The sequence below is a fragment of the Mesorhizobium sp. EU05-FHT14A09 genome, from assembly GCF_058790995.1.
The window spans coordinates 148,006-167,521 of sequence record NZ_JBYTDF010000003.1 but is presented as its reverse complement, the minus strand read 5'-3'; the positions used below and the strand labels follow the sequence as shown (position 1 = coordinate 167,521).

The 19,516-nt window shown below is 61.9% G+C and carries 15 protein-coding genes; 4 read left to right on the top strand and 11 right to left on the bottom strand.

Annotated elements, in window-relative coordinates; translation table 11 throughout:
• Positions 1-16: 16 nt before the first annotated feature.
• Positions 17-4,810 carry an NAD-glutamate dehydrogenase gene (locus AC3WTO_RS12385; protein ID WP_492461038.1) on the bottom strand — a complete coding sequence of 1,598 codons (4,794 nt, stop codon included), beginning with the start codon at positions 4,808-4,810 and terminating at the stop codon, positions 17-19.
• Between the two features lie 140 nt (positions 4,811-4,950).
• Here AC3WTO_RS12385 and AC3WTO_RS12380 point away from each other — a divergent pair, with 140 nt between their 5' ends.
• Positions 4,951-5,514, top strand: a complete 564-nt coding sequence (locus AC3WTO_RS12380; protein WP_492461037.1) for a peroxidase-related enzyme — start codon at positions 4,951-4,953, stop codon at positions 5,512-5,514.
• Between the two features lie 37 nt (positions 5,515-5,551).
• Here AC3WTO_RS12380 and AC3WTO_RS12375 read toward each other — a convergent pair whose 3' ends face one another.
• Positions 5,552-6,166, bottom strand: a complete 615-nt coding sequence (locus AC3WTO_RS12375; protein WP_492461036.1) for a LysE family translocator — start codon at positions 6,164-6,166, stop codon at positions 5,552-5,554.
• A gap of 394 nt (positions 6,167-6,560) precedes the next feature.
• Here AC3WTO_RS12375 and AC3WTO_RS12370 point away from each other — a divergent pair, with 394 nt between their 5' ends.
• Positions 6,561-7,202 (top strand): DUF1062 domain-containing protein, encoded by a 642-nt coding sequence (locus AC3WTO_RS12370; protein WP_492461035.1) that lies wholly within the window; start codon positions 6,561-6,563, stop codon positions 7,200-7,202.
• Here the strand turns inward: AC3WTO_RS12370 and AC3WTO_RS12365 are convergent.
• Positions 7,162-7,563, bottom strand: coding sequence for a hypothetical protein (locus tag AC3WTO_RS12365; RefSeq protein WP_492461034.1), 402 nt, complete (start codon positions 7,561-7,563; stop codon positions 7,162-7,164). The two genes, AC3WTO_RS12370 and AC3WTO_RS12365, sit on opposite strands and share 41 nt — an antisense overlap.
• A gap of 187 nt (positions 7,564-7,750) precedes the next feature.
• A complete protein-coding gene (gene typA / locus AC3WTO_RS12360; RefSeq protein WP_326893177.1) occupies positions 7,751-9,574 on the bottom strand; it encodes a translational GTPase TypA in 1,824 nt (607 codons plus the stop codon).
• Between the two features lie 212 nt (positions 9,575-9,786).
• On the opposite strand from typA, the gene AC3WTO_RS12355 reads away from it, so the two are divergent.
• Positions 9,787-10,062, top strand: a complete 276-nt coding sequence (locus AC3WTO_RS12355) for a hypothetical protein (protein WP_492461033.1) — start codon at positions 9,787-9,789, stop codon at positions 10,060-10,062.
• A gap of 7 nt (positions 10,063-10,069) precedes the next feature.
• Here the strand turns inward: AC3WTO_RS12355 and AC3WTO_RS12350 are convergent, their stop codons facing one another.
• A complete protein-coding gene (locus tag AC3WTO_RS12350; protein WP_492461032.1) occupies positions 10,070-11,647 on the bottom strand; it encodes an alkaline phosphatase D family protein in 1,578 nt (525 codons plus the stop codon).
• Between the two features lie 166 nt (positions 11,648-11,813).
• A complete protein-coding gene (locus tag AC3WTO_RS12345; RefSeq protein ID WP_492461031.1) occupies positions 11,814-13,097 on the bottom strand; it encodes an MFS transporter in 1,284 nt (427 codons plus the stop codon).
• A 71-nt stretch (positions 13,098-13,168) separates the two neighbouring features.
• Between AC3WTO_RS12345 and AC3WTO_RS12340 the strand changes: the two genes are divergently transcribed.
• The gene (locus AC3WTO_RS12340) at positions 13,169-13,780 is read left to right on the top strand and encodes a TetR/AcrR family transcriptional regulator (RefSeq protein ID WP_492461030.1); all 612 of its coding nucleotides are present in this window, start codon (positions 13,169-13,171) and stop codon (positions 13,778-13,780) included.
• A 32-nt stretch (positions 13,781-13,812) separates the two neighbouring features.
• On the opposite strand, the gene AC3WTO_RS12335 is transcribed toward AC3WTO_RS12340, so the two are convergent.
• The 5 genes from AC3WTO_RS12335 to pdxY all read right to left on the bottom strand — a co-directional run bounded on the left by AC3WTO_RS12335 (position 13,813) and on the right by pdxY (position 19,163).
• A complete protein-coding gene (locus AC3WTO_RS12335) occupies positions 13,813-15,858 on the bottom strand; it encodes a M3 family metallopeptidase (protein ID WP_492461029.1) in 2,046 nt (681 codons plus the stop codon).
• Between the two features lie 137 nt (positions 15,859-15,995).
• Positions 15,996-16,361, bottom strand: coding sequence for a nuclear transport factor 2 family protein (locus AC3WTO_RS12330; protein WP_492461530.1), 366 nt, complete (start codon positions 16,359-16,361; stop codon positions 15,996-15,998).
• 204 nt (positions 16,362-16,565) lie between these two features.
• Entirely contained in the window at positions 16,566-17,210 is a 645-nt protein-coding gene (locus tag AC3WTO_RS12325; RefSeq protein ID WP_492461028.1) for a carbonic anhydrase, read from the bottom strand.
• A gap of 243 nt (positions 17,211-17,453) precedes the next feature.
• Positions 17,454-18,242 (bottom strand): DUF429 domain-containing protein, encoded by a 789-nt coding sequence (locus AC3WTO_RS12320; RefSeq protein ID WP_492461027.1) that lies wholly within the window; start codon positions 18,240-18,242, stop codon positions 17,454-17,456.
• 36 nt (positions 18,243-18,278) lie between these two features.
• Positions 18,279-19,163, bottom strand: a complete 885-nt coding sequence (gene pdxY, locus AC3WTO_RS12315) for a pyridoxal kinase PdxY (RefSeq protein WP_492461026.1) — start codon at positions 19,161-19,163, stop codon at positions 18,279-18,281.
• Between the last annotated feature and the right edge of the window lie 353 nt (positions 19,164-19,516).

The window sequence follows — 19,516 nt, the reverse complement described above, 5'->3', positions numbered from 1 at the left end:
AACAGAGATCGGGGCATTACGCCCCGATCAGATCGCTCATCAGGCCGGAGGCGACCGATAGACGCGACACCGTAATCTCGCCGCCCTCCGTCAGCGCCTGCAGCCGTTCGCGCACGCGAGCGATGCGTTCGCCACCAGCTTCCAGCCAGGCCGCGACCGGATCAGCAGCCTTGCCATGCTGCGTCAGCGCCGCCACGGCGATGCCACGCCTTGCCGCGCCGATCGTATCTGTGGCACGCGACAGGGCCAGCTGGTCGTAATAGTCCGGCGGTGTCACCGATCGCGCGGCTTCCTCGATGCGTGGGATGCGGAAGGCTTCACTGACAGCAAAGAATGCTTTCGCCGCCGCGACGATGTCCGAACCGGCGAGGCGGGATGCCAGCGCAATGTCCGGATACAGTTCAGCGACATCGGCCAGTGCCAGTCGCTCGGCCAGCTTGTCAGGCGTACCGACCTTGAACAAGCCGTGCCGCTTCTCTTCCAGCCGCTCGCGTGAGAAATCTGACAGCAGCGACACCAGCTTCGGTTCAAGCGCCTTGCGCGCCTCCTGCAATTCGGCGATGCGCTGACCGAGCGGTGCGGTACCCGCATCGTTCTTCAGGTACCACCCTGCGGTGACAAAGATAAGCCGGCTGACGATCTGGTAGAGATCGATCTGCACCTGGCCGTCGATCTTGTTGTCGAGCGCATCGATCTCGTTGTAGAGCGCCGGCAGGCCGAAACCGTCGCGGATCACCGCGAAAGTCCGCACCACGTCCGCCGCGCTGCGGCCGGTCGCTTCCATGAGCCGGTTGGTGAAGGACGGACCGCCACGATTGACGAGATCATTGGCGACGACACGGGCAATGATCTCGCGCCGCAGCCGGTGACCGTGGATCTCCTCGTTGTACTTCTTGACCATCCGCTCCGGGAAGTAACCGGTCAGGTCGGTGTTGAAATGCGCATCGTCCGGCACATCCGAAGCGACGATGTCGGAGAACAGCACGATCTTTGCATAAGCGAGCAGAACACCGAGTTCCGCCCGGGTCAGCGGCTCGCCGCGCGCTTCACGTTCGGCAAGGGCCGCCGGCGACGGCAGCGTCTCGACGGCACGATCGAGCAGCCCACGTGCTTCGAGCGCCGCCATGAAGCGACCCTGGTGAGCGATATCGGCCAGCCCGCGCTTGCGGGCCAGCGACAGCGCCAGCGTCTGCTCGTAATTGTTGGAAAGCACCAGATTGCCGACCTCGTCGGTCATCTCGGCCAGCAGCTTGTTGCGCGCCGGCCGTGCCAGCGAACCCTTGCGCATTGCCGAAGCCAGCGCAATCTTGATGTTGACCTCGACGTCGGAGCAGTTGACGCCGCCTGAGTTGTCAATCGCATCCGAGTTGTTGCGTCCACCGGCCAGGCCGAATTCGATGCGGCCGCGCTGGGTGACGCCAAGGTTGGCGCCCTCGCCGATCACCTTGGCGCGCACATCCATCGCGTTGACGCGAATCGGGTCGTTGGCGCGATCACCGACGTCCTGATTGGTCTCCGAGACGGCCTTCACATAGGTTCCGATGCCACCGAACCACAAAAGATCGACCGGAGCCTTCAGGATGGCGGTCATGATCTCGGCCGGCGTCGCTGTCGTCTTGGCGAGGCCGATCGCCGCAGCGGCTTCCGCGGGAAGCGTGATCGACTTCTGGTTGCGCGAGACAATGACGCCGTTCTTCGACAGTTTCGACTTGTCGTAGTCCTGCCAGCTCGAACGTGGCAGGTCGAACATGCGCTTGCGCTCGGTAAAGGAGGCCGCCATGTCCGGTTCCGGGTCGATAAAGATGTCGCGATGGTCGAAGGCAGCGATCAGCTTCGTCTGTTCCGACAACAGCATGCCGTTGCCGAACACGTCGCCCGACATGTCGCCGACGCCGACCACCGTGAAGGGCGATGTCTGGATGTCACGGTTCATTTCGCGGAAATGCCGCTTCACCGCTTCCCAGGCACCCTTGGCGGTGATGCCCATCTTCTTGTGGTCGTAGCCTGCCGAACCGCCCGAAGCGAAGGCATCGTCCAGCCAGAAGCCGTGCTTTTCCGAAATCGCATTGGCGGTGTCGGAGAAGGTTGCTGTACCCTTGTCTGCTGCGACGACGAAGTACGGATCGTCGGCGTCGTGGCGCACCACCCCGGCCGGCGGCACGACATGGTCTATGCCGATATTGTCGGTGATCGACAGCAGGCTCGAAACGAAGTTGATATAGGCCTGACGGCCCGCCTCGAACCAAAGGTCGCGCTGGAAGGCCGACGGCAGGCGCTTTGGATAAAAGCCACCCTTGGCGCCCACCGGCACGATGACGGCATTCTTCACCTGCTGCGCTTTCACCAGGCCCAGAACTTCGGTGCGGTAATCCTGGGCACGATCCGACCAGCGCAGGCCGCCGCGGGCCACTGCGCCGAAGCGCAGATGCACGCCTTCCACCTCGGAGCCGTAGACGAAAATCTCGCGCCACGGCCTCGGTTCTGGCAAGCCGTCGACGGCGCGCGAATCGAGCTTGATCGCCAGCGACTGGCCACGCTCTTTCTTGCCTTCCACGAAATGGTTGGTCCGCAGCGTTGCTTCGATAAGGTTGAGATAGCGACGAATGATGGTGTCGTCGTCGATGCTGGGAACATCCTCCAGCGCGTCCTTGATCTTCGCCTTGAGGTGCTTGGCCGTAGTGACGCCATCGCCCGCCGCGTCCGCTCCATGCCGCGCGACGAAGAGCGCATAGAGGCCCCGCGCGATATCGGGATAACGGTTCAGAGTCGCAGCTATGAAATCCTGGCTCTGCGGGATGCCCGCCTGCTGCAGGTACCGGCCATAGGCGCGCAGCACCAGAATCTCGGTCGCCTTCAGCCCAGCCGTCTGGGCAAGGCTGTTGTAGCCGTCATTGTCGACGTCGCCACGCCACACCGCCAGGAACACGTCCTCGAACAGCGCCCCCTCGTCGGCGAGATCGATTGGCTGGCCGAAGGCATTCTCCAGCTCCATGTCGTGGATGAAGACGCGGCTGCCGTCCTCCTTGTCGATCTCGAAAGTGCGCTCGCTGATCACCCGGAATCCGGTGTTCTCCAGCAACGGCACCCGCCGCGACAGCGCGACCGGGCTGCCGTGATGATAGATCTTCAGCGAGGCCTGTTCCGGCGCCTGGCCGGCGTCGCGATAATAATCGATGTCGATCGGATTCGCGGCCGAGAGCTTTGCAATGCGTTCAGCATCGACCAACGCCACAGCCGACGAGAAGGAATCGCGATAGCTTTCCGGGAATCGTGCGGCGATCGCTTTCAACGCCGGATCATTGCCACCGGCCTCGGCGGCTTCCGCCAATGCATCTTCCCAGGTGCGCACAATATCGCGGATCGCTGCCTCGACCGTTTCCTGCTCGACCTTGGGCGTCTTGCCGCCGGAGCGGCCGATGATGAAGTGTACGCGAGCCAGCCCGCCTTCTGGAAAAGCCGGATAGTAAGCCGACAAACGACCATCGAAAACGGTTTTCAGGTAGACGCCCATCTTTTCGCGCACGACGCTGTCGTAGCGATCACGCGGTACGAAGACGAGGATGGATACGAAGCGGTCGAACTGGTCGGCGCGCACCAGCGCACGAACCCGTGGCCGCTCGACCAAACCGAGGATCGCCTCGGCATGTTTGCGCAAGGTCGGAACCGGCACCTGGAACAGCTCGTCGCGCGGATAACTTTCCAGCACGTTGATCAGCGCCTTGCCGGAATGATCGTCCGGATTGAAACCGGATTTGGCGATCACCGTTTCCGCCTTGGAACGCAGATAAGGGATCTTCATCACCGAGCGCGTGTAGGCGGTCGAGGTGAACAGGCCAACGATGCGCAGCTCGCCGGCCAGCTTGCCATTGTTGTCGTAGGTCTTGATGCCGATGTAGTCGAGATAGATGCGCCGGTGCACCACCGACTTGGCATTGGCCTTGGTGACGATAAGCGGTTCAGGTCCATGCAGGAATGCGCGGATCTCAGGCGTCGTCGTCACCGCCTCGGTACCGCGTCGCAGCACCAGCACATCCGGATCGGAAAGAATGCCCAGTCCCGGCTTCTCCGCACGCTCCAGGTTGCCGCTTTTCTCACCACCGGAATATTTAAACTCACGCATGCCGAGGAAGGTGAAATTGTCGTCGCGCAGCCATTCGAGGAAAGCGATGCCCTCGGCGACATGCTTCTTGTCGAGCGGCACCGGTGCATAGCGGAACTCGGAGATCGCCTGGTCGAGCCGTGCCAGCATCGGTTTCCAGTCCGTCACGGCAGCGCGCACCTGCGCCAGCGTCTTCGTCAGCCGCGCAGCGAGCGCCGCAGCGGCTTCTTCGGAAAGCCGGCCGATATGGACGTGCACGACACTAAGCTTGTCGAGACCGGCATCTTCCTTGGCCAGGCCGCCATCACCGACGATTTCGGCCACGCCGGCCTTCGAATGCCTGACCGCAATGACGGGGTGGGTGACCAGCGTCGGTTCGCCTGCGGCCTCGGTGATCTCGCCGAGAATCGAATCGAACAGGAAAGGCATGTTGTCGTTGACGACAGTGATCACCGTCACCGGCCGACCCTGGCGCGACACGCCGGATGCAGTCTCGACCGAGACGATGCTTTCGCCCTTCTTGTGGCGGAGAACGGCACTCTCTGCCAGTTCGGCGGCTCGGGCGAGGTCGGCGGCGTCATAGGCCGCAACGTCTTCGGACGGAGCTCTTGCCAGCAGATAGTCTGCCAGCCGCCCTGGCCTTTGACCTTCTTTTCCGCCTCCCTTTACCACCGGTTTCTTTGGCTTGGTTGCGGACTTCAGGCTGGCCATGATGCGATTTACCTCCGCCATAGGCTGCATTGCGACTATCGTAGCAGATGAACGCCTTTTGGCGACAAAGGTTTGACGGCTGCCTAAGAAAAATGCTGCCTGCATAAGAAATTTGCAGACATTGGCGAAAGGAGATCGCGATGAGCGAGAAAATCACCGCGCTGGACTTGCCGCAGGCGGAACTCAGCGAAACTACCAAGACCTACTTCGCCAAATGCGAGGAAAAACTCGGTCTCGTGCCCAACGTGCTCAAGGCCTATGCCTTCGACGAAAAGAAGCTGCGCGCCTTCACCGACACCTACAACGACCTCATGCTCGGCGATTCCGGGCTTTCCAAGCTCGAGCGCGAGATGATCGCCGTCGTCGTCTCTTCCATCAACCACTGTTATTATTGCCTGACCGCACACGGTGCAGCGGTGCGGCAATTGTCCGGCGATCCGGCATTCGGCGAGATGATGGTGATGAACTTCCGTGCCGCCGATCTTACCGAAAAGCCGCGCGCCATGCTCGAATTCGCGGTCAAACTGACCGAACAGCCGGCAAAGATCGTCGAGGCCGATCGCGAGGCGCTACGAAAGGCCGGTTTCACCGACCGCGATATCTGGGACATCGCTTCGACGGTTGCCTTTTTCAACATGTCGAATCGCGTCGCGGCAGCCATCGACATGCGCCCGAACGCCGAATACCACGCAATGGCGAGATAGAATTCCCCTCCCCATTCACGGCGAGAGGAAAAGAAGCTCAGCTTCGCGTCGCGATCGCGGCGGCAGCACCGGCCATGGTGCCAGCGGAAACCCGATTGGCGATGCGCATGGCATGAGGGCTTTTCAGAAGCTTGCGCGCCTGTGCCGCGGCCAGGATCCAGGCGAAGTCGATAACGATCAGCACCACAGCCATCGTCGCCGTCAGTTCCATCCATCCCAGCATGGAGACCGAAGCAAGATCGATGATGGTGGGCAGCAGCGCCAGATAAAACATCATGATCTTGGGATTGCCGAGCGTCACCGCCATGCCGGCAAGGAAAAGCTTCACCGGCGAATCTTCCTTCGGCAAAGTGCCCTCGGCCGTCTCCACCGGCGCCGTCCACATCTTCCAGGCGAGGTATGCGAGATAAGCGACGCCGAGCCATTTGATGACGACGAAGGCGAGATGGAAGGTTTGCGCCACCACCGCCAGCCCGAACACGGCAAAGGACAGCCAGATCGCTTCACCGATCCACATGGCGAGCAGGAACGGCAGCACGTCCCGGAATCCTTTCGAGATCACCCGCGCCACCAGTGCCGCGATCGAGGGACCGGGGGAGCCGGCGGCGACGAACAGCGCACCGGCGAAAATAAGAAGGGATGTGAATGTCATGGCATGCTCCGTCAGGCGCTGAAGCATAGGCGGAAAGTAGTTCGATGCAATCGGAAGCATTCATCGCCAGAAGAAGACCGAGCAGCACCGCTTGATCTCATCGATGCCGCTCGCTAGAACGCCGCATCGTCATCAGCCCCAGGCTCCCGACTTTGCCATCGTAACCGCCGGTCTCGTCAGCTCTCCCAGAACTCGCATGGCAGCGTGCAAACGCTGCTGATTTCAATATTGCGTTCGTTCCTGTGGTGGTTCGAGACCGGTTTGGCCAGCGCTTCGGCGCCAGTCTCGAAGGCAAACTGCCTGACCTCCACACGAACGCCATTCCGCGCCTTCACAAGAGGCATCTCGTTTATCGCCGCTTGGACGGACTTCCCGACGGGAAGGACCAACCGGCATGTCGTGCACGCTCCGCGTCCGATGGACTCTCACTGCAAACCGTTCTCCTCGCCCCTGGCGCAGCTGTCCGCGTTGCGGCACACAGCGCGCCTTCGAGTGCAGCGACAAATTCCGCCTCAACGCCAATGGCCGGCGGCTCGACGCCTGGCTTGTCTACAAGTGCGTCACCTGCGACGAGACCTGGAACCACACGCTTTTCGAACGCCGCAATGCGCGGAATCTGGACCCTGATCTGCTCTCCGGCCTGGAAGCCAACGATCCGGCGCTGGCGAACCGTTTCGCCTTCGATGTCGCGGCCCTGCGCCAGGCCGCACATCGTGTCGAGGAATTCGCCGGCAGCATCGCGTGCAAGGAAGTCTTGGGAGACAGGCCAGACAGGCCGACACGACTGGAGATCTTTCTCCGTCTGCCAAGCTCCGTTTCCATCCGACTTGATCGTCTCCTGGCGATGGAGCTCGGCCTGCCGCGAGCCCGGATCGCGATGATAGCAAGGCTAGATCATCCTAAAACGAATATCAGGCTCAACAGGTTGGCAGTCGATGGCAGCAGAATCGGCATCGATCTGCCACAGGAATGCAGCGAAACGATCCTGTTGAACGCTATACGAGACCGAGCTGGCTTGCGTGGAGAAAGGCTATGAGAGCCAGCACAACGGCCATCGTTCCGGAAAACCAAAGCTGGCTGCGCGCGAATGCGGGGGAGGGTCCCGGCGGCACTCCGAAAAAGAAGATTAGAAGCACCCCGCTTATGCCTTCAAGAATCCGACGGCGTGGCGCTTTCGGCGTGCCCTCCACCGCTGCAAGTAACGCCCGGGCCGCTTCGAGATCTTGCTCAAAAACCCAGACAGGTACACCACCATGCATGGTCATCCAGTGAGGTGCCACCGATACGACCGCAAGCGGTGCAAGCGCATAGACACCGTAGGCATCAAGCTTGGACAAGCAAATCCGCGCCTCGATGATGCTGAAATATGTCGCCAGCAGCCTAAGTCTGGCGCTCATCACAGTCCCCCAGCAAGTATCTATTACTGTGGGATGGACAAAGCCCAAATTCAACGCTTCGGACAAACAGCTTCCGAAGCGCTCAAAAATCCAAGACTGCGTGCGGCAGGCGATTGCTTCTGCCAAGACATTCCGAAGCAGTCGAATTTACAAGAAAGGGCGGGGAAAACCCCGCCCTTTCAAATCATCAGGCCGCGCTGACCTTCGACTTCTCGAAGCGCTTGCGCTCGTTCGGGTCGAGATAGAGCTTGCGCAGGCGAATGGTCTTCGGCGTCACTTCGACCAGCTCGTCGTCCTGGATCCAGGCCAGAGCGCGTTCCAGCGTCATGCGGATCGGCGGCGTCAGCTTGACGGCCTCGTCCTTGCCGGCAGCGCGGATGTTGGTGAGCTTCTTGCCCTTCAGAACATTGACCTCAAGGTCGTTGTCACGGCTATGGATGCCGATGATCATGCCCTGGTAAACCTTGACGCCGGCGTCGATGACCATCGGGCCGCGATCTTCGAGGTTCCACATGGCGAATGCAACCGACTCGCCCTGGTCGTTCGAGATCAGAACGCCGTTGGTGCGGCCGGGCAGTTCACCCTTGTAGGCCTGATAGGAATGGAACAGACGGTTCATCACGGCCGTGCCACGTGTATCCGTCAGCAGTTCCGACTGGTAACCGATCAGGCCGCGCGTCGGCGCATGGAACACCAGACGCTGGCGATTGCCGCCCGACGGACGCAGTTCGACCATCTCGGCCTTGCGCTCCGACATCTTCTGCACGACGACGCCGGCATGCTCCTCATCGACGTCGATGACGACTTCTTCGACAGGCTCCATCAGCTCGCCGTTCTCGTCCTTCTGCATGACGACGCGGGGCCGCGAAACGGCCAGCTCGAAGCCCTCGCGACGCATCGTCTCGATCAGCACTGCGAGCTGGAGTTCGCCGCGGCCGGACACGTAGAACGAGTCCCTGTCGGCCGATTCTTCGATCTTCAGCGCGACATTGCCCTCAGCTTCCTTGAGCAGTCGGTCGCGGATGACGCGGCTGGTCACCTTGTCGCCTTCGGTACCGGCGAGCGGCGAATCGTTAACGATGAAGGACATGGTGACGGTCGGCGGATCGATCGGCTGCGCATGCAGCGGTTCGGTGACGGACGGGTCGCAGAAAGTGTCGGCGACGGTGCCCTTCGAGAGGCCGGCGATGGCGACGATGTCGCCTGCCTGGGCTTCTTCGATCGGTTGGCGCTCAAGTCCGCGGAAGGCCAGGATCTTGGAGACGCGGCCGGTTTCCAGCAACGTACCGTCGTGGTGCAGAACCTTCACCGGCTGGTTGGACTTCAGCGTGCCGGATTCGATGCGACCAGTGATGATGCGGCCGAGGAACGGGTTTGCCTCGAGAATGGTACCGATCATGCGGAACGGACCGGGATGAACGGTCGGAGCCGGAACGTGCTTGAGCACGAGGTCGAACAGTGGCGCGAGGCCCTGGTCCTTCGGGCCTTCCGGGTTCTCGGAGACCCAACCGTCGCGACCCGAACCGTACAGGATCGGGAAGTCAAGCTGTTCGTCGGTCGCATCGAGGGCAGCGAACAGGTCGAACACCTCGTTGATGACCTCCTGATGACGGCCGTCGGGACGGTCGATCTTGTTGATCACGACGATCGGCTTGAGACCAACCTTGAGCGCCTTGCCGACAACGAACTTGGTCTGCGGCATCGGGCCTTCAGCGGCGTCGACCAGGACGATCGCGCTATCGACCATCGACAGGATGCGCTCGACTTCGCCGCCGAAATCGGCGTGGCCGGGGGTGTCGACGATGTTGATGCGGGTATCCTTCCAGTCGACAGAAGTCGCCTTGGCCAGGATGGTGATGCCGCGTTCTTTTTCGAGATCGTTCGAATCCATAGCGCGTTCTGCAACACGCTGGTTTTCACGGAACGAGCCGGATTGCTTGAGAAGCTGATCGACGAGCGTGGTCTTGCCATGGTCGACGTGCGCGATGATCGCGATATTGCGGAGGTTCATGCTGGGTCTCGGAGGTTGCACAGGCAGCACGCCCGGATAGTCAAATCGAGACGCCGCCTTTTTCGGTTGCGCGGCTCATACAGGGTTTTTCGCATTTGCGAAAGGGGGAGGCGTGCCAGCAATTCGTTGGTCATCTTTTGTTAAGTGGCAGGAGCGTAGAATTTCATTAACCAAGCGCGGAACCTTTTCCGCTGTGGAGCATTCGGGCGTCCATGATACGCAGTCTGAACCGGTTCGTGATGATCTCCCTGTCGGCCACCCTGGTCGCCTTGCTTGCGCTGGGTGGCGCCTGGTCGGCTGCAACGCCTGCCGACAAGCCGATGGCGGTGGTTTCGACGCAGGCGGAGAAGCTGTTCCCCGATGCTCCGGACGGCGTCGATCCGATCGTTACCGGCCCGGTCAGCGCCGCCTTCAAGCAGCGCCAGGCCGATGTCGGCTGCGACAAGGCGACATGGCCGAACGTTCCGGCCGCCTGCTTCGAGCACTGATCTCCGCTCAAGCCGCCCGCACCGGATCGAGCGTCGTCTTGTAGAGTTCATTGTCGTCGCGATCCATCAGCCTGACCGTCAGTTGCTCGGTATTGCCGTCGATGTCGACCAGACCGAAGAACTGGAAGCCTGCGGAAGGCGGCAGGTTCTGGCCCTGCTCGGCGCTTGGCGCTTTCACATACTTCACCTCCGGCCCGAAGGTCATGTCGAGATCGTTGGGGCCGAAGGTGCCGGAATGGATCGGTCCGGAAACGAACTCCCAGAACGGCTCGAAATCCTGGAACTGAGCACGATCGGGGCTGTAGTGATGGGCAGCGGTGTAGTGCACGTCGGCCGTCAGCCAGACCGTGTTGGTGATGCCGGCATTCTTGATGAAGCGCAGCAGATCGGCAAATTCCAGTTCGCGCCCCTTGGCCGGCCCGTTGTCGCCATTGGCAACCGCTTCCGAGCCCTTCTTGTTGGCGCCGTCATCCCACACGACCAGCCCGATCGGCATGTCCGCGGCAATCACTTTCCAGGTCGCCTTGGAAGTGGCGAGCTCGCGCTTCAGCCAGCGGGTCTGCTGTTCGCCCAGCATGCGTGACTCCGTATTGAGTTCCGTCTGCAGGTTCGGACCGTTGGCACCACGATAGGAACGCATGTCGAGGAAAAAGACGTCGACCAGCGGCCCATAGGCGATCTTGCGGTAGATGCGGCCGGGTTCAGTCGGCGTGAAGCGGATCGGCGTCATCTCATGGAAAGCACGGCCCGCACGCGCTGCCAGCACGGCGATCGACTTTTCCTTGTAACGATCGTCGGCGGTCAGGTCTTTCGAGCTCGACCAGTTGTTGATCACCTCATGGTCGTCCCACTGGAAGAAAGTCGGCAGTGCCGCATTCATGGCGAGCAGGTTCTTGTCGAGCAGGTTGTATTTCCACTGGCCGCGATATTCATCGAGCGTTTCGGCGACCTTGCGCTTCTCGTCGATGAGCACGACATTCTTCCACTTTGTGCCGTCCTTGAGATCGACTTCGTCCTTCATGGCGCCATCGGCATAGATCGTGTCGCCCGAATGCAGGAAGAAATCAGGCGTGTGCCTGGCGATCGAGGCATAGGTCTTCATGCCGACCTCATCGATACCCCAGCCCTGACCGGCAGTATCCCCCGACCACGCAAAGCGTACAGAGCGACGGGAGGTCGGCGCGGTGCGGAACCGGCCGACCATCGGCTCGGAAACCGCATTGACGTCATTCAGGTCGGCGAACGTCATGCGATAGAAGATGTCCTGGTCGGACGCCAGGTCGCCGAGCAGGCGCTTCACCGCATAGTCGCTGTCAGGCAGTGCATTGAGCGGCGCCAGCCGTTGGGCGTTGGCGAAGCTTTCCGTCGTCGCCACCTCGAACTGAACACGGGCGGGCCTGTCGGCACGCGTCCAGATCATGCCGGAAACCGCGTCGACATCACCAGACTGGACACCGTGGGTGAAAGCCGGACGCGTGTTCGCACGGGAATAGTAAGGCATGGCCAGGCCGGATAACCCGACCAGACCGGCTGCGCCGGTCGAGGCGAGGAAGACACGGCGGCTGAGGTTGGCTGGCTGGCGCATGGCTGGCTCCTTGGCGGCGAGTGGGAGCCGCCAAGGTCTCCGCCCATTGTTTCAGTCAGGTTTCGAACAGATGAACCTTTCTTGACGATTCACAGGCCGCCGACGCTGGAGCAATTCCCGCAAAATGTGCCGCGTCCGGAATTGCATAATAACAAAGAACGGAGCGTCAGGCCGGCTGCCCCTTCGGCTGCAGCATCGGGCGGTTGGTGTTGATCAGCAGCGACAGGCAGGCCGCGATGATGCCGGTCATGCCCGCTATGACGAAGGCGAGCTCGTAGCTGCCCTGGAACTCGCGCATGGCACCGCCGAAGAAGGCCGCCGCGGCCGCACCGACCTGATGGCCCGCGACAATCCAGCCGAACACCAGCGGTCCCTTGGCATCGCCGAAGGCCTCGTTTGACAGACGCAGCGTCGGCGGCACGGTGGCGATCCAGTCCAGCCCATAGAATACAGCGAAGATGATGAGCGCGGTCGCCGAGAAACCGGAATATGGCAGATACATCAGTGACAGGCCGCGGATGGCATAATAGACGCCGAGCAGCTTGCGCGGATCGAAGCGGTCGGTCAGCCAGCCCGATAGGGTGGTGCCGATAAGGTCGAAGATACCCATCAGCGAAAGCAGGCCGGCAGCCTGGATCTCGTTGATGCCGTTGTCGGCGCAGAACGCGATCAGATGCGTACCGACGAGGCCGTTTGTGGTGAAGCCACAGATAAAGAAAGTGGCGAAGAGGTACCAGAAAACACGTGTCCTGGCTGCTTCACGCAGCGTGCCCAGCGTATGGGAAATGAAGTTACCAGCCGCGGCCGGAGGCGTCGGCGGAACGTCGTCCGGTTCGGCGCCGAAACGCACCTGGCCGATCGATGCCGGCCGCTCCGGTACCAGCAGCCACACCAGTGGCACGAGTGCCGCCGTGGCGATGGCGATGACAAGCGCCACCGGTTTCCAGCCGCCAGACTGCGCGAGCCAAGCCAGGAACGGCAGGAAGATCAGCAGGCCGGTGGCGCTGGATGCCGACATCAGGCCCATGATCAAGCCGCGATTGGTTTTGAACCAGCGGTTGACGATGGTGGCACCGAGCACCGTGGCCACAGCGCCCGACCCGACACCGGAGAAAACACCCCAGGTCGCGATGAGCTGCCAGGATTGCGTCATGAACAGGGAGAGCGCGGTCGACGCCGACATCACCACCAGCGAGCCGATGACCGTCTTGCGCAGGCCGATACGCTCCATCAGCGCAGCGGCAAACGGGCCGGTCATGCCATAGAGGAAAATGCCGATGGCGGCCGCCAGCGACACCACGTCGCGGCGCCAGCCGAAGTCGTTTTCCAACGGCAGCATCATCACCGAGGGTGCTGAACGCAGGCCTGCGGCGATCAGTAGGGAAAGAAAGATGACCGCAACGACGACGAAGGCGTAGCGCTGGCCAAACGGGCGGGGCTGGACTATCATGTTACTGACCGGTACGTTGCAATTGCCGAATGTGTACGTACCGGTTAGTAACATGTCAATTGGAACGCCTCATGCCCACTGACAAAAATATTGAAGCCAGCGTTTCGCGAGACGCAGCCTTGCCGCCGGCGGCCGAGAAGATCCTCGACGTCGCGCATGACCTATTCTACCGCGAGGGCATCCGGGCGATCGGCGTCGACGAGATCGTAAAAAAGGCCGGCGTCACCAAGCCGAGCCTTTATCGCTCCTTTTCGTCCAAGGACGAACTGGCAGCATCCTATCTGCGCAAATACGACCTCGAGTTCTGGGCACGGTTCGACGAGGCGGTGGCGGCACATCCGGGCGACCCGCGCGCGCAGATCATCGCTTTCCTGACCCGGGTCGGCAAACGCTCGCAGAAGCAGGGCTATCGCGGCTGCGGCATGACCAACGCGGCCGTCGAGTACCCCGAACCCGGCCATCCGGCGCGCGTGGTCAGCGAGGAAAACAAGCGCGAACTGCGCCGCCGACTGCGCGCCATGGCCAAGGATATGGGCGCAGCCGACCCCGCCACTCTTGGTGACGGCCTGCTGCTCCTCATCGAAGGCGCTTACATCTCAAGCCAGGTCTTCGGCCCTGGCGGTCCGTCACAGTCCGTCGCCAAGCAGGCTGATCTGTTGATCGGCGCCAGCCTGAAAAGCTAGCACCATCCGCTTGGCAGAAAGAAAGGCCGGCCTCAGGTCAGCCCGCGCTTCGTCATCATGGCATCCGCCGTCGGCATCTTGCCGCGGAAGGCGGTGTAAAGCTCTTCCGGATCCTTCGAGCCGCCGGCCGCGTAGATGTTTTCACGCAGCTTCTTCGCCAAAGCCGGATTGAACGGATCGCCGGTTTCCTCAAACGCCGAGAACGCATCGGCATCGAGAACTTCCGACCACATGTAGGAATAGTAGCCAGCTGAATAGCCGTCGCCCGCGAAGACATGGCTGAAATGCGGAGTGCGGTGGCGCATGGCTATCGTGTCCGGCATCGCCAGCTTCTCGAGCGTCTCCGCCTCGAATACCAATGGCTCGGATGGTGCATCCGACCGAGCGTGATAGGCCATGTCGACCAGCGCCGACGCCGTGAATTCGACCGTGGCGAAACCAGCACCAAAGGTGCGCGCAGCCAGCATCTTGTCGAGCAGCGCCTTCGGCATCGGCTTGCCGGTCTTCACATGCAGCGCATGTTTTTCCAGCACGGCCGGCACCGTCAGCCAATGTTCATAGAGCTGCGAAGGCAGTTCGACGAAGTCGCGGCTCACAGAGGTGCCTGACACCGATGGCCAGGTGACGTCGGTCAGCATGCCGTGCAGCGCGTGGCCGAATTCATGGAACAGCGTCTTGGCCTCGTCCACTGACAGCAGCGCCGCCTCGCCTGCCGGCGGCTTGGCGAAGTTCATGATGTTGTAGATGATCGGCTTCGCGCCCTTGCCCAGTTTGTAGCCGGACTGCAGCGCACTCATCCAGGCGCCAGAGCGTTTGGACGATCTGGCGAAATAGTCGGCCAGGAACAGCGCCCGCTCCGATCCGTCGGCATTGTTCACCACGAACACGCGCGCATCCGGATGCCAGCCGGCAATGCCTTTCTTTTCTTCGAAGGTGAGGCCGAACAGCCTTGTCGCGACGTCGAAACAGGCCGCGATGACATGGTCGAGCTGCAGGTAAGGTTTCAGCTCGGCTTCGTCGAAAGCGAACTTCTCGGCGCGCAGCTTCTCCTGGTAGAAGCGCCAGTCCCAGGCGGCGAATGGTTCGTTGCTGCCGGCCGCTGTCGCCAGTCGCTCCAGTTCTTTCTGGTCGCTGGCTGCCTTCTCCAGCGCCTTTTCCCAGACCGGGTCGAGCAGGTCGTGGACGGCCTTCGGTGTCTTGGCCATTGTGTCGTCGAGTTTCAGCGCAGCAAAGGACCCGTAGCCCAGAAGCTTTGCCTTCTCGGCGCGTAGCGCCAGCATATCGCGCACGACGGCGGTATTGTCGCTGGCGCCGCCGTTCTGGCCGCGCTGCGTAAAGGCTCGCCACGCCGCTTCGCGCAAGTCGCGACGCTCGGAGAAGGTGGTGAAGGGCTCATAGATCGACCGCGACAACGTCACCGCGTAGCGACCTTTCTGACCACGCGTCTCGGCGGCTTCCGCCATCGCGCTTTTCAGGAAATCCGGAAGCCCGGCAAGATCGCTCTCATGGAGAAACAAGGCCCATTCGCGTTCGTCGGCCAGCACATTCTGGCCGAAGCTGGTGCCGAGCGAGGATAGTTTTTCGTTGATCGCGGCAAGCCGCTTCTTGCCGTCGGCATCAAGCTTGGCGCCGGATCGGACGAAACCCTTCCAGGTCCGCTCCAGGACACGCAATGTCTCGGCATCGAGCTTCAGGCTTTCGCGCCGCCCATAAAGATCGTCGACACGGGCAAACAGCTTCTCATTCATCGAGATCGCGGAGAAATGTCGCGACATCTTCGGTGCGACCTCTCGCTCCATGGCCTGGATCGTGTCGTTGGTATGGGCACCGGCCCGGCACCAGAAGATCGAGGAAGCGCGATCCAGCGCCTCACCGGCGAGCTCCAGCGCCTGCAGGGTGTTTTCGATGGTGGCTTGTTCGGTATTGGCGGCTATGCCCTCGATTTCGGCCTCATGCGCCTTCAGTGCCGCGTCGAACACCGGCCCGAAGTCGCCATCGCCGATCTTCGTGAAATCAGGCAGACCGAACGGCCCCTGCCAGTTGGTCAAGGGATGGGCGGCGAGATCGGATACGGACATGACGGGACTTTCGCGGGATGCGGGGAAGGCGGAATAACGATATCTCCCCGATGTAGGCTCATGAGGTGGCCGGTGCAACGACAAGTCCTGCCGGCCGGCATCAAATAGCCAGCGATCCAGCGCCCTGCGCAGCTTTCTCAGAAGCCGTCGCAATTTTCTGCGATTGTCGCTTGCGAGGATGCGGTGATGCGTTCGTCGGTCAGAGCGAAAACCTCTCTCGTCAAAAGATCATTCCCGGGGAAATCGTAGCAGACGACGACGGTCACCAGGCCATTGTCCGCGCTCTCGACACGGTGCCGGATGTTCGCACCCTTCACCGCGCCCTGCCATTCGTCCATCGATGCGAGGAATTGTTGCTTGTTCTGCTCGGTATCGACATCTTGCAACCGGACGCGGGCATCGTCTGCCAGTATGTCGGCAAGGCCGCCGCGGTCTGCAACCAGCAGCGCGGCATACCAGCGGCCGATGACAGCATTGTCGTCAGCCTGTGCTGAGCCCAGCATCAGTGCATAAAGGACGACCGCAGGGAGTTTCGACGAGCCGGGAACAGGCACAACGCGACACCTCCTCCATGCAACCTAGAGCAATTCCAGGAAAAGTGGGTAGCGGTTTTCCGTCCGGAATTGCGTCAAAACAAAAAGTTAGAGCGTTTCCGTGAAAAGCGGAAACGCTCTAGGCCTGTATGGAGGAGAAGGGAAGGTCGTTGCTCAGCCGAAGTCCGGCCGTTCGAAGTCGCCGGTTTCGTTGTTCATCGCCCACAGCTCGCCGGTGGAGATATCGAACCAGGCGCCATGCAGGGTCAGCTTGCCCTTGCCTTCGAGAATCTTGACGCACGGAAAGGTGCGCAAATTGGCGATGGAGTAACGAATGGAGATGCGCTCCAGCGCCGTCTGCCGCTCGCCGGTCGTCATCATGGTCGAGGCCGAAACGGCTTCCGCGGCCGGCGCGATCAGGCTCATCCACTTGCCGATGAAATCGCCAGGCGACAGCGGCGCCGAGGTCGTGTCGAGCGCAGCGCGGATGCCCCCGCAGCGGCCGTGTCCCATGACCACGATGTTCTTGACCCTCAGGCTCTGCACCGCGAATTCGAGGGCCGCCGACGTCGAATGATATTCACCGTCCGGCGCATAGGGCGGCACCAGATTGGCAACATTGCGCAGCACGAACAGTTCGCCGGGTCCGGCGTTGAAGATCACCTCCGGCGCCGCGCGCGAGTCGCAGCAGGCAACGATCATCGTCTCGGGCGCCTGGCCCTCGCGCGCCAGCGACCTGTAGTGATCGGCCTCGGCCACATAGCGGCCGTTGATGAAATTGCGATAGCCGGCAATGAGATGTTCAGGGAGATGCGGCATCTGGACCTTTCCAGGCTGGACGGCGACGGCTCGTTTCCACGGCGAAAGGCACTAGAGCGTTTCCGTTTTTAACGGAAACGCGGAAACGCTCTACGTCCTTGTTTTGCGCAATTCCGGACGGAAAACCGCCACACATTTTTCCTGGAACTGCACTAACGGCAAATTGGCCACGCAATCAATGCAAAATTGTCATGGCTCGCCCACGAGTGCTCTGCATGACGCATAGCTTGCGCCCAGAGCCGGTCATACGTGGATCGCGACGGGAATGCCCTTGCCATCGACCAAGGGCGGATTCGGATAAGGAACCGCTTCACCCCGTGCGATCCGGCCGGCGATCAGCAGCATGGCGGCAGCATCGAGGAAGTCGTCAGCAGCCGCGCCTTTTGGCGCCGCCTGGTCGAGAAAGGCCCGTGTATAGCCATGACGGGTCAGCAGAATCCGCCGTTCTTCCATGCCGGCGGGATTGACCGCGCCCTTGATCTTCTTGGGCAAGCGCATCGCGCGCCCGTCATTGAGCCGCCAGAACGCGACTTCCGGATGCGATTCGAATATCCGCGGTCGCAGATCCGGTTGCGCCGTCAGAAGTCCGTCGATCTCGCGGATCTTGGCAAAGATGCCGAAAGCCTGGATGGAAACCCCACGCGGCGGATCGGATGTCGCTGCCGCGACGGCACTCGCGCAACGATGCGCCTGGTACCAGGCCTCCACCGTGCTGAAGGCGGCCGTGTCGGCATACACCGCCGCGCGCGAGGGAATGGCGAAGACACTGGATTGCCTCTCGCCGAGCAGGGGGCGCACCAATGCCTCGGGTCCGCGCCCACCGCGGCCTGAAACCTCCGGCAGACCGATAGGCATGTCGACGGCTAGGATCGCATCGGGTGGAAGAGCCGCCAGCAGGTCTGCGAAACCGGGATAGACGCAGGCGACCGGCGATCCGGCGGGATCCCGCCGCACCGCGATCCAGCCTGCCTTGCAGCCGTCGACCCCGGCCAGGGTGACACTGGAGTGCCGCGCATCCATATGGCCCCGCATAGGACGCTCCGACATTCTATGCGTCGCGCTTTCCCGTCACGCGGTGCGACCCCGGCCCGGATGCGTGAGATGGCGCATCTGCACCATGGCCATCGGTTGCGACAGGCTTTGCGCGTCGGTCTCGAGCTGCAGCTCGTCGCCGCCACGCTTGGCCGTGCGCGCCAGGATTTCGTAGACGGCAGCCGTCGTGGACTGCAGGGCCTTGGCGGGCGGCTGCCCTGAAAGCGTGCGCGCCAGGAAGACGGCGCCGGTCAGATCGCCAAGACCGTTTGGCGGCCTGTCGATCAGGCGGTGCTCAGCCAGCACGACCTGATTGGAATCGAGCAGGAGGTTGCCGGTGCTGCCCGACATCATCGCTGGCGCCGACGTCACCAGCATGGTTGCCGGCCCGGCATCCAGCGCCGCCGCCGTGGTCGACTTCAGATCCGGCAGCTCGGCCCCCGCCATCCAGGCAAGCTCGTAACGGTTCGGCGTGGCGATATCTGCTAGCGGCATCAGCCGGTCGCGCAGGGCCTTGGCGGTCGCCTCGGGCACATAGAGCCCGCCGGAATCGCCCATCACCGGATCGCAGACATAAAGCGCGCGCGGGTTCTTCGCCTTGACCGCGCCGACCAGATCGGCGATCGCGTCGGCCTGGCTCGCCTCGCCAAGATAGCCGGAAAGGACGGCGCCAACCTCGCCGAGCCAGGGTGCGCGCCCCAGGTCGGCCATCAGGGCGGCAAATTGTTCCGCTGGCGGAACGATCCTTGTCGCACGGCCGTGACCGGGGTGCCAGGGCAGGATCACCGTCGGCACTGCCCATACCGGGAAACCCAGCGTTTCCAGCGCGAAGACGGCGGCGCGATTGCCGACGGAACCACGCGCAACGTGGCTGGACACGACGATGACGGCGCGGGGCGCCTCGGACTGGCTGGCGTTCATGCTTTTCCTATGAGTGATGGAGGTAATAGCCGACGCCAATCAGCATGGCGATCGTGACAACAAGCCCAAGCCCGCGACCGATAAGCGTGCCCCAGCGTTCGATGGGATCGTTCTCATCTTCCTCGAGACGCGTAGGATGTGGCGCGGACTCGCGTGCGATCCGGTCAAGAATCCGGCGTGTTTCGTGCTCGTTATCCCTGTCCGGTTGACCTGCCACGGCGACCCTCTTTTCGATGATCCTAAACTGATCCTCACCATCATGACAGGGCCTCGTCGACGGCGAAGCTGCGCCACGCCCACATGCGGGTCGGGTAGCGCAAAGGCGTTTTCTCCTGCGATCTTTATGGTATTGC

Coding starts and splice junctions, on each gene's coding strand:
- AC3WTO_RS12385 (WP_492461038.1), bottom strand. CDS start 4,810: ATGGCCAGCCTGAAGTCCGCAACCAAGCCAAAGAAACCGGTGGTAAAG.
- AC3WTO_RS12380 (WP_492461037.1), top strand. CDS start 4,951: ATGAGCGAGAAAATCACCGCGCTGGACTTGCCGCAGGCGGAACTCAGC.
- AC3WTO_RS12375 (WP_492461036.1), bottom strand. CDS start 6,166: ATGACATTCACATCCCTTCTTATTTTCGCCGGTGCGCTGTTCGTCGCC.
- AC3WTO_RS12370 (WP_492461035.1), top strand. CDS start 6,561: ATGTCGTGCACGCTCCGCGTCCGATGGACTCTCACTGCAAACCGTTCT.
- AC3WTO_RS12365 (WP_492461034.1), bottom strand. CDS start 7,563: ATGAGCGCCAGACTTAGGCTGCTGGCGACATATTTCAGCATCATCGAG.
- typA (WP_326893177.1), bottom strand. CDS start 9,574: ATGAACCTCCGCAATATCGCGATCATCGCGCACGTCGACCATGGCAAG.
- AC3WTO_RS12355 (WP_492461033.1), top strand. CDS start 9,787: ATGATACGCAGTCTGAACCGGTTCGTGATGATCTCCCTGTCGGCCACC.
- AC3WTO_RS12350 (WP_492461032.1), bottom strand. CDS start 11,647: ATGCGCCAGCCAGCCAACCTCAGCCGCCGTGTCTTCCTCGCCTCGACC.
- AC3WTO_RS12345 (WP_492461031.1), bottom strand. CDS start 13,097: ATGATAGTCCAGCCCCGCCCGTTTGGCCAGCGCTACGCCTTCGTCGTC.
- AC3WTO_RS12340 (WP_492461030.1), top strand. CDS start 13,169: ATGCCCACTGACAAAAATATTGAAGCCAGCGTTTCGCGAGACGCAGCC.
- AC3WTO_RS12335 (WP_492461029.1), bottom strand. CDS start 15,858: ATGTCCGTATCCGATCTCGCCGCCCATCCCTTGACCAACTGGCAGGGG.
- AC3WTO_RS12330 (WP_492461530.1), bottom strand. CDS start 16,361: ATGCTGGGCTCAGCACAGGCTGACGACAATGCTGTCATCGGCCGCTGG.
- AC3WTO_RS12325 (WP_492461028.1), bottom strand. CDS start 17,210: ATGCCGCATCTCCCTGAACATCTCATTGCCGGCTATCGCAATTTCATC.
- AC3WTO_RS12320 (WP_492461027.1), bottom strand. CDS start 18,242: ATGCGGGGCCATATGGATGCGCGGCACTCCAGTGTCACCCTGGCCGGG.
- pdxY (WP_492461026.1), bottom strand. CDS start 19,163: ATGAACGCCAGCCAGTCCGAGGCGCCCCGCGCCGTCATCGTCGTGTCC.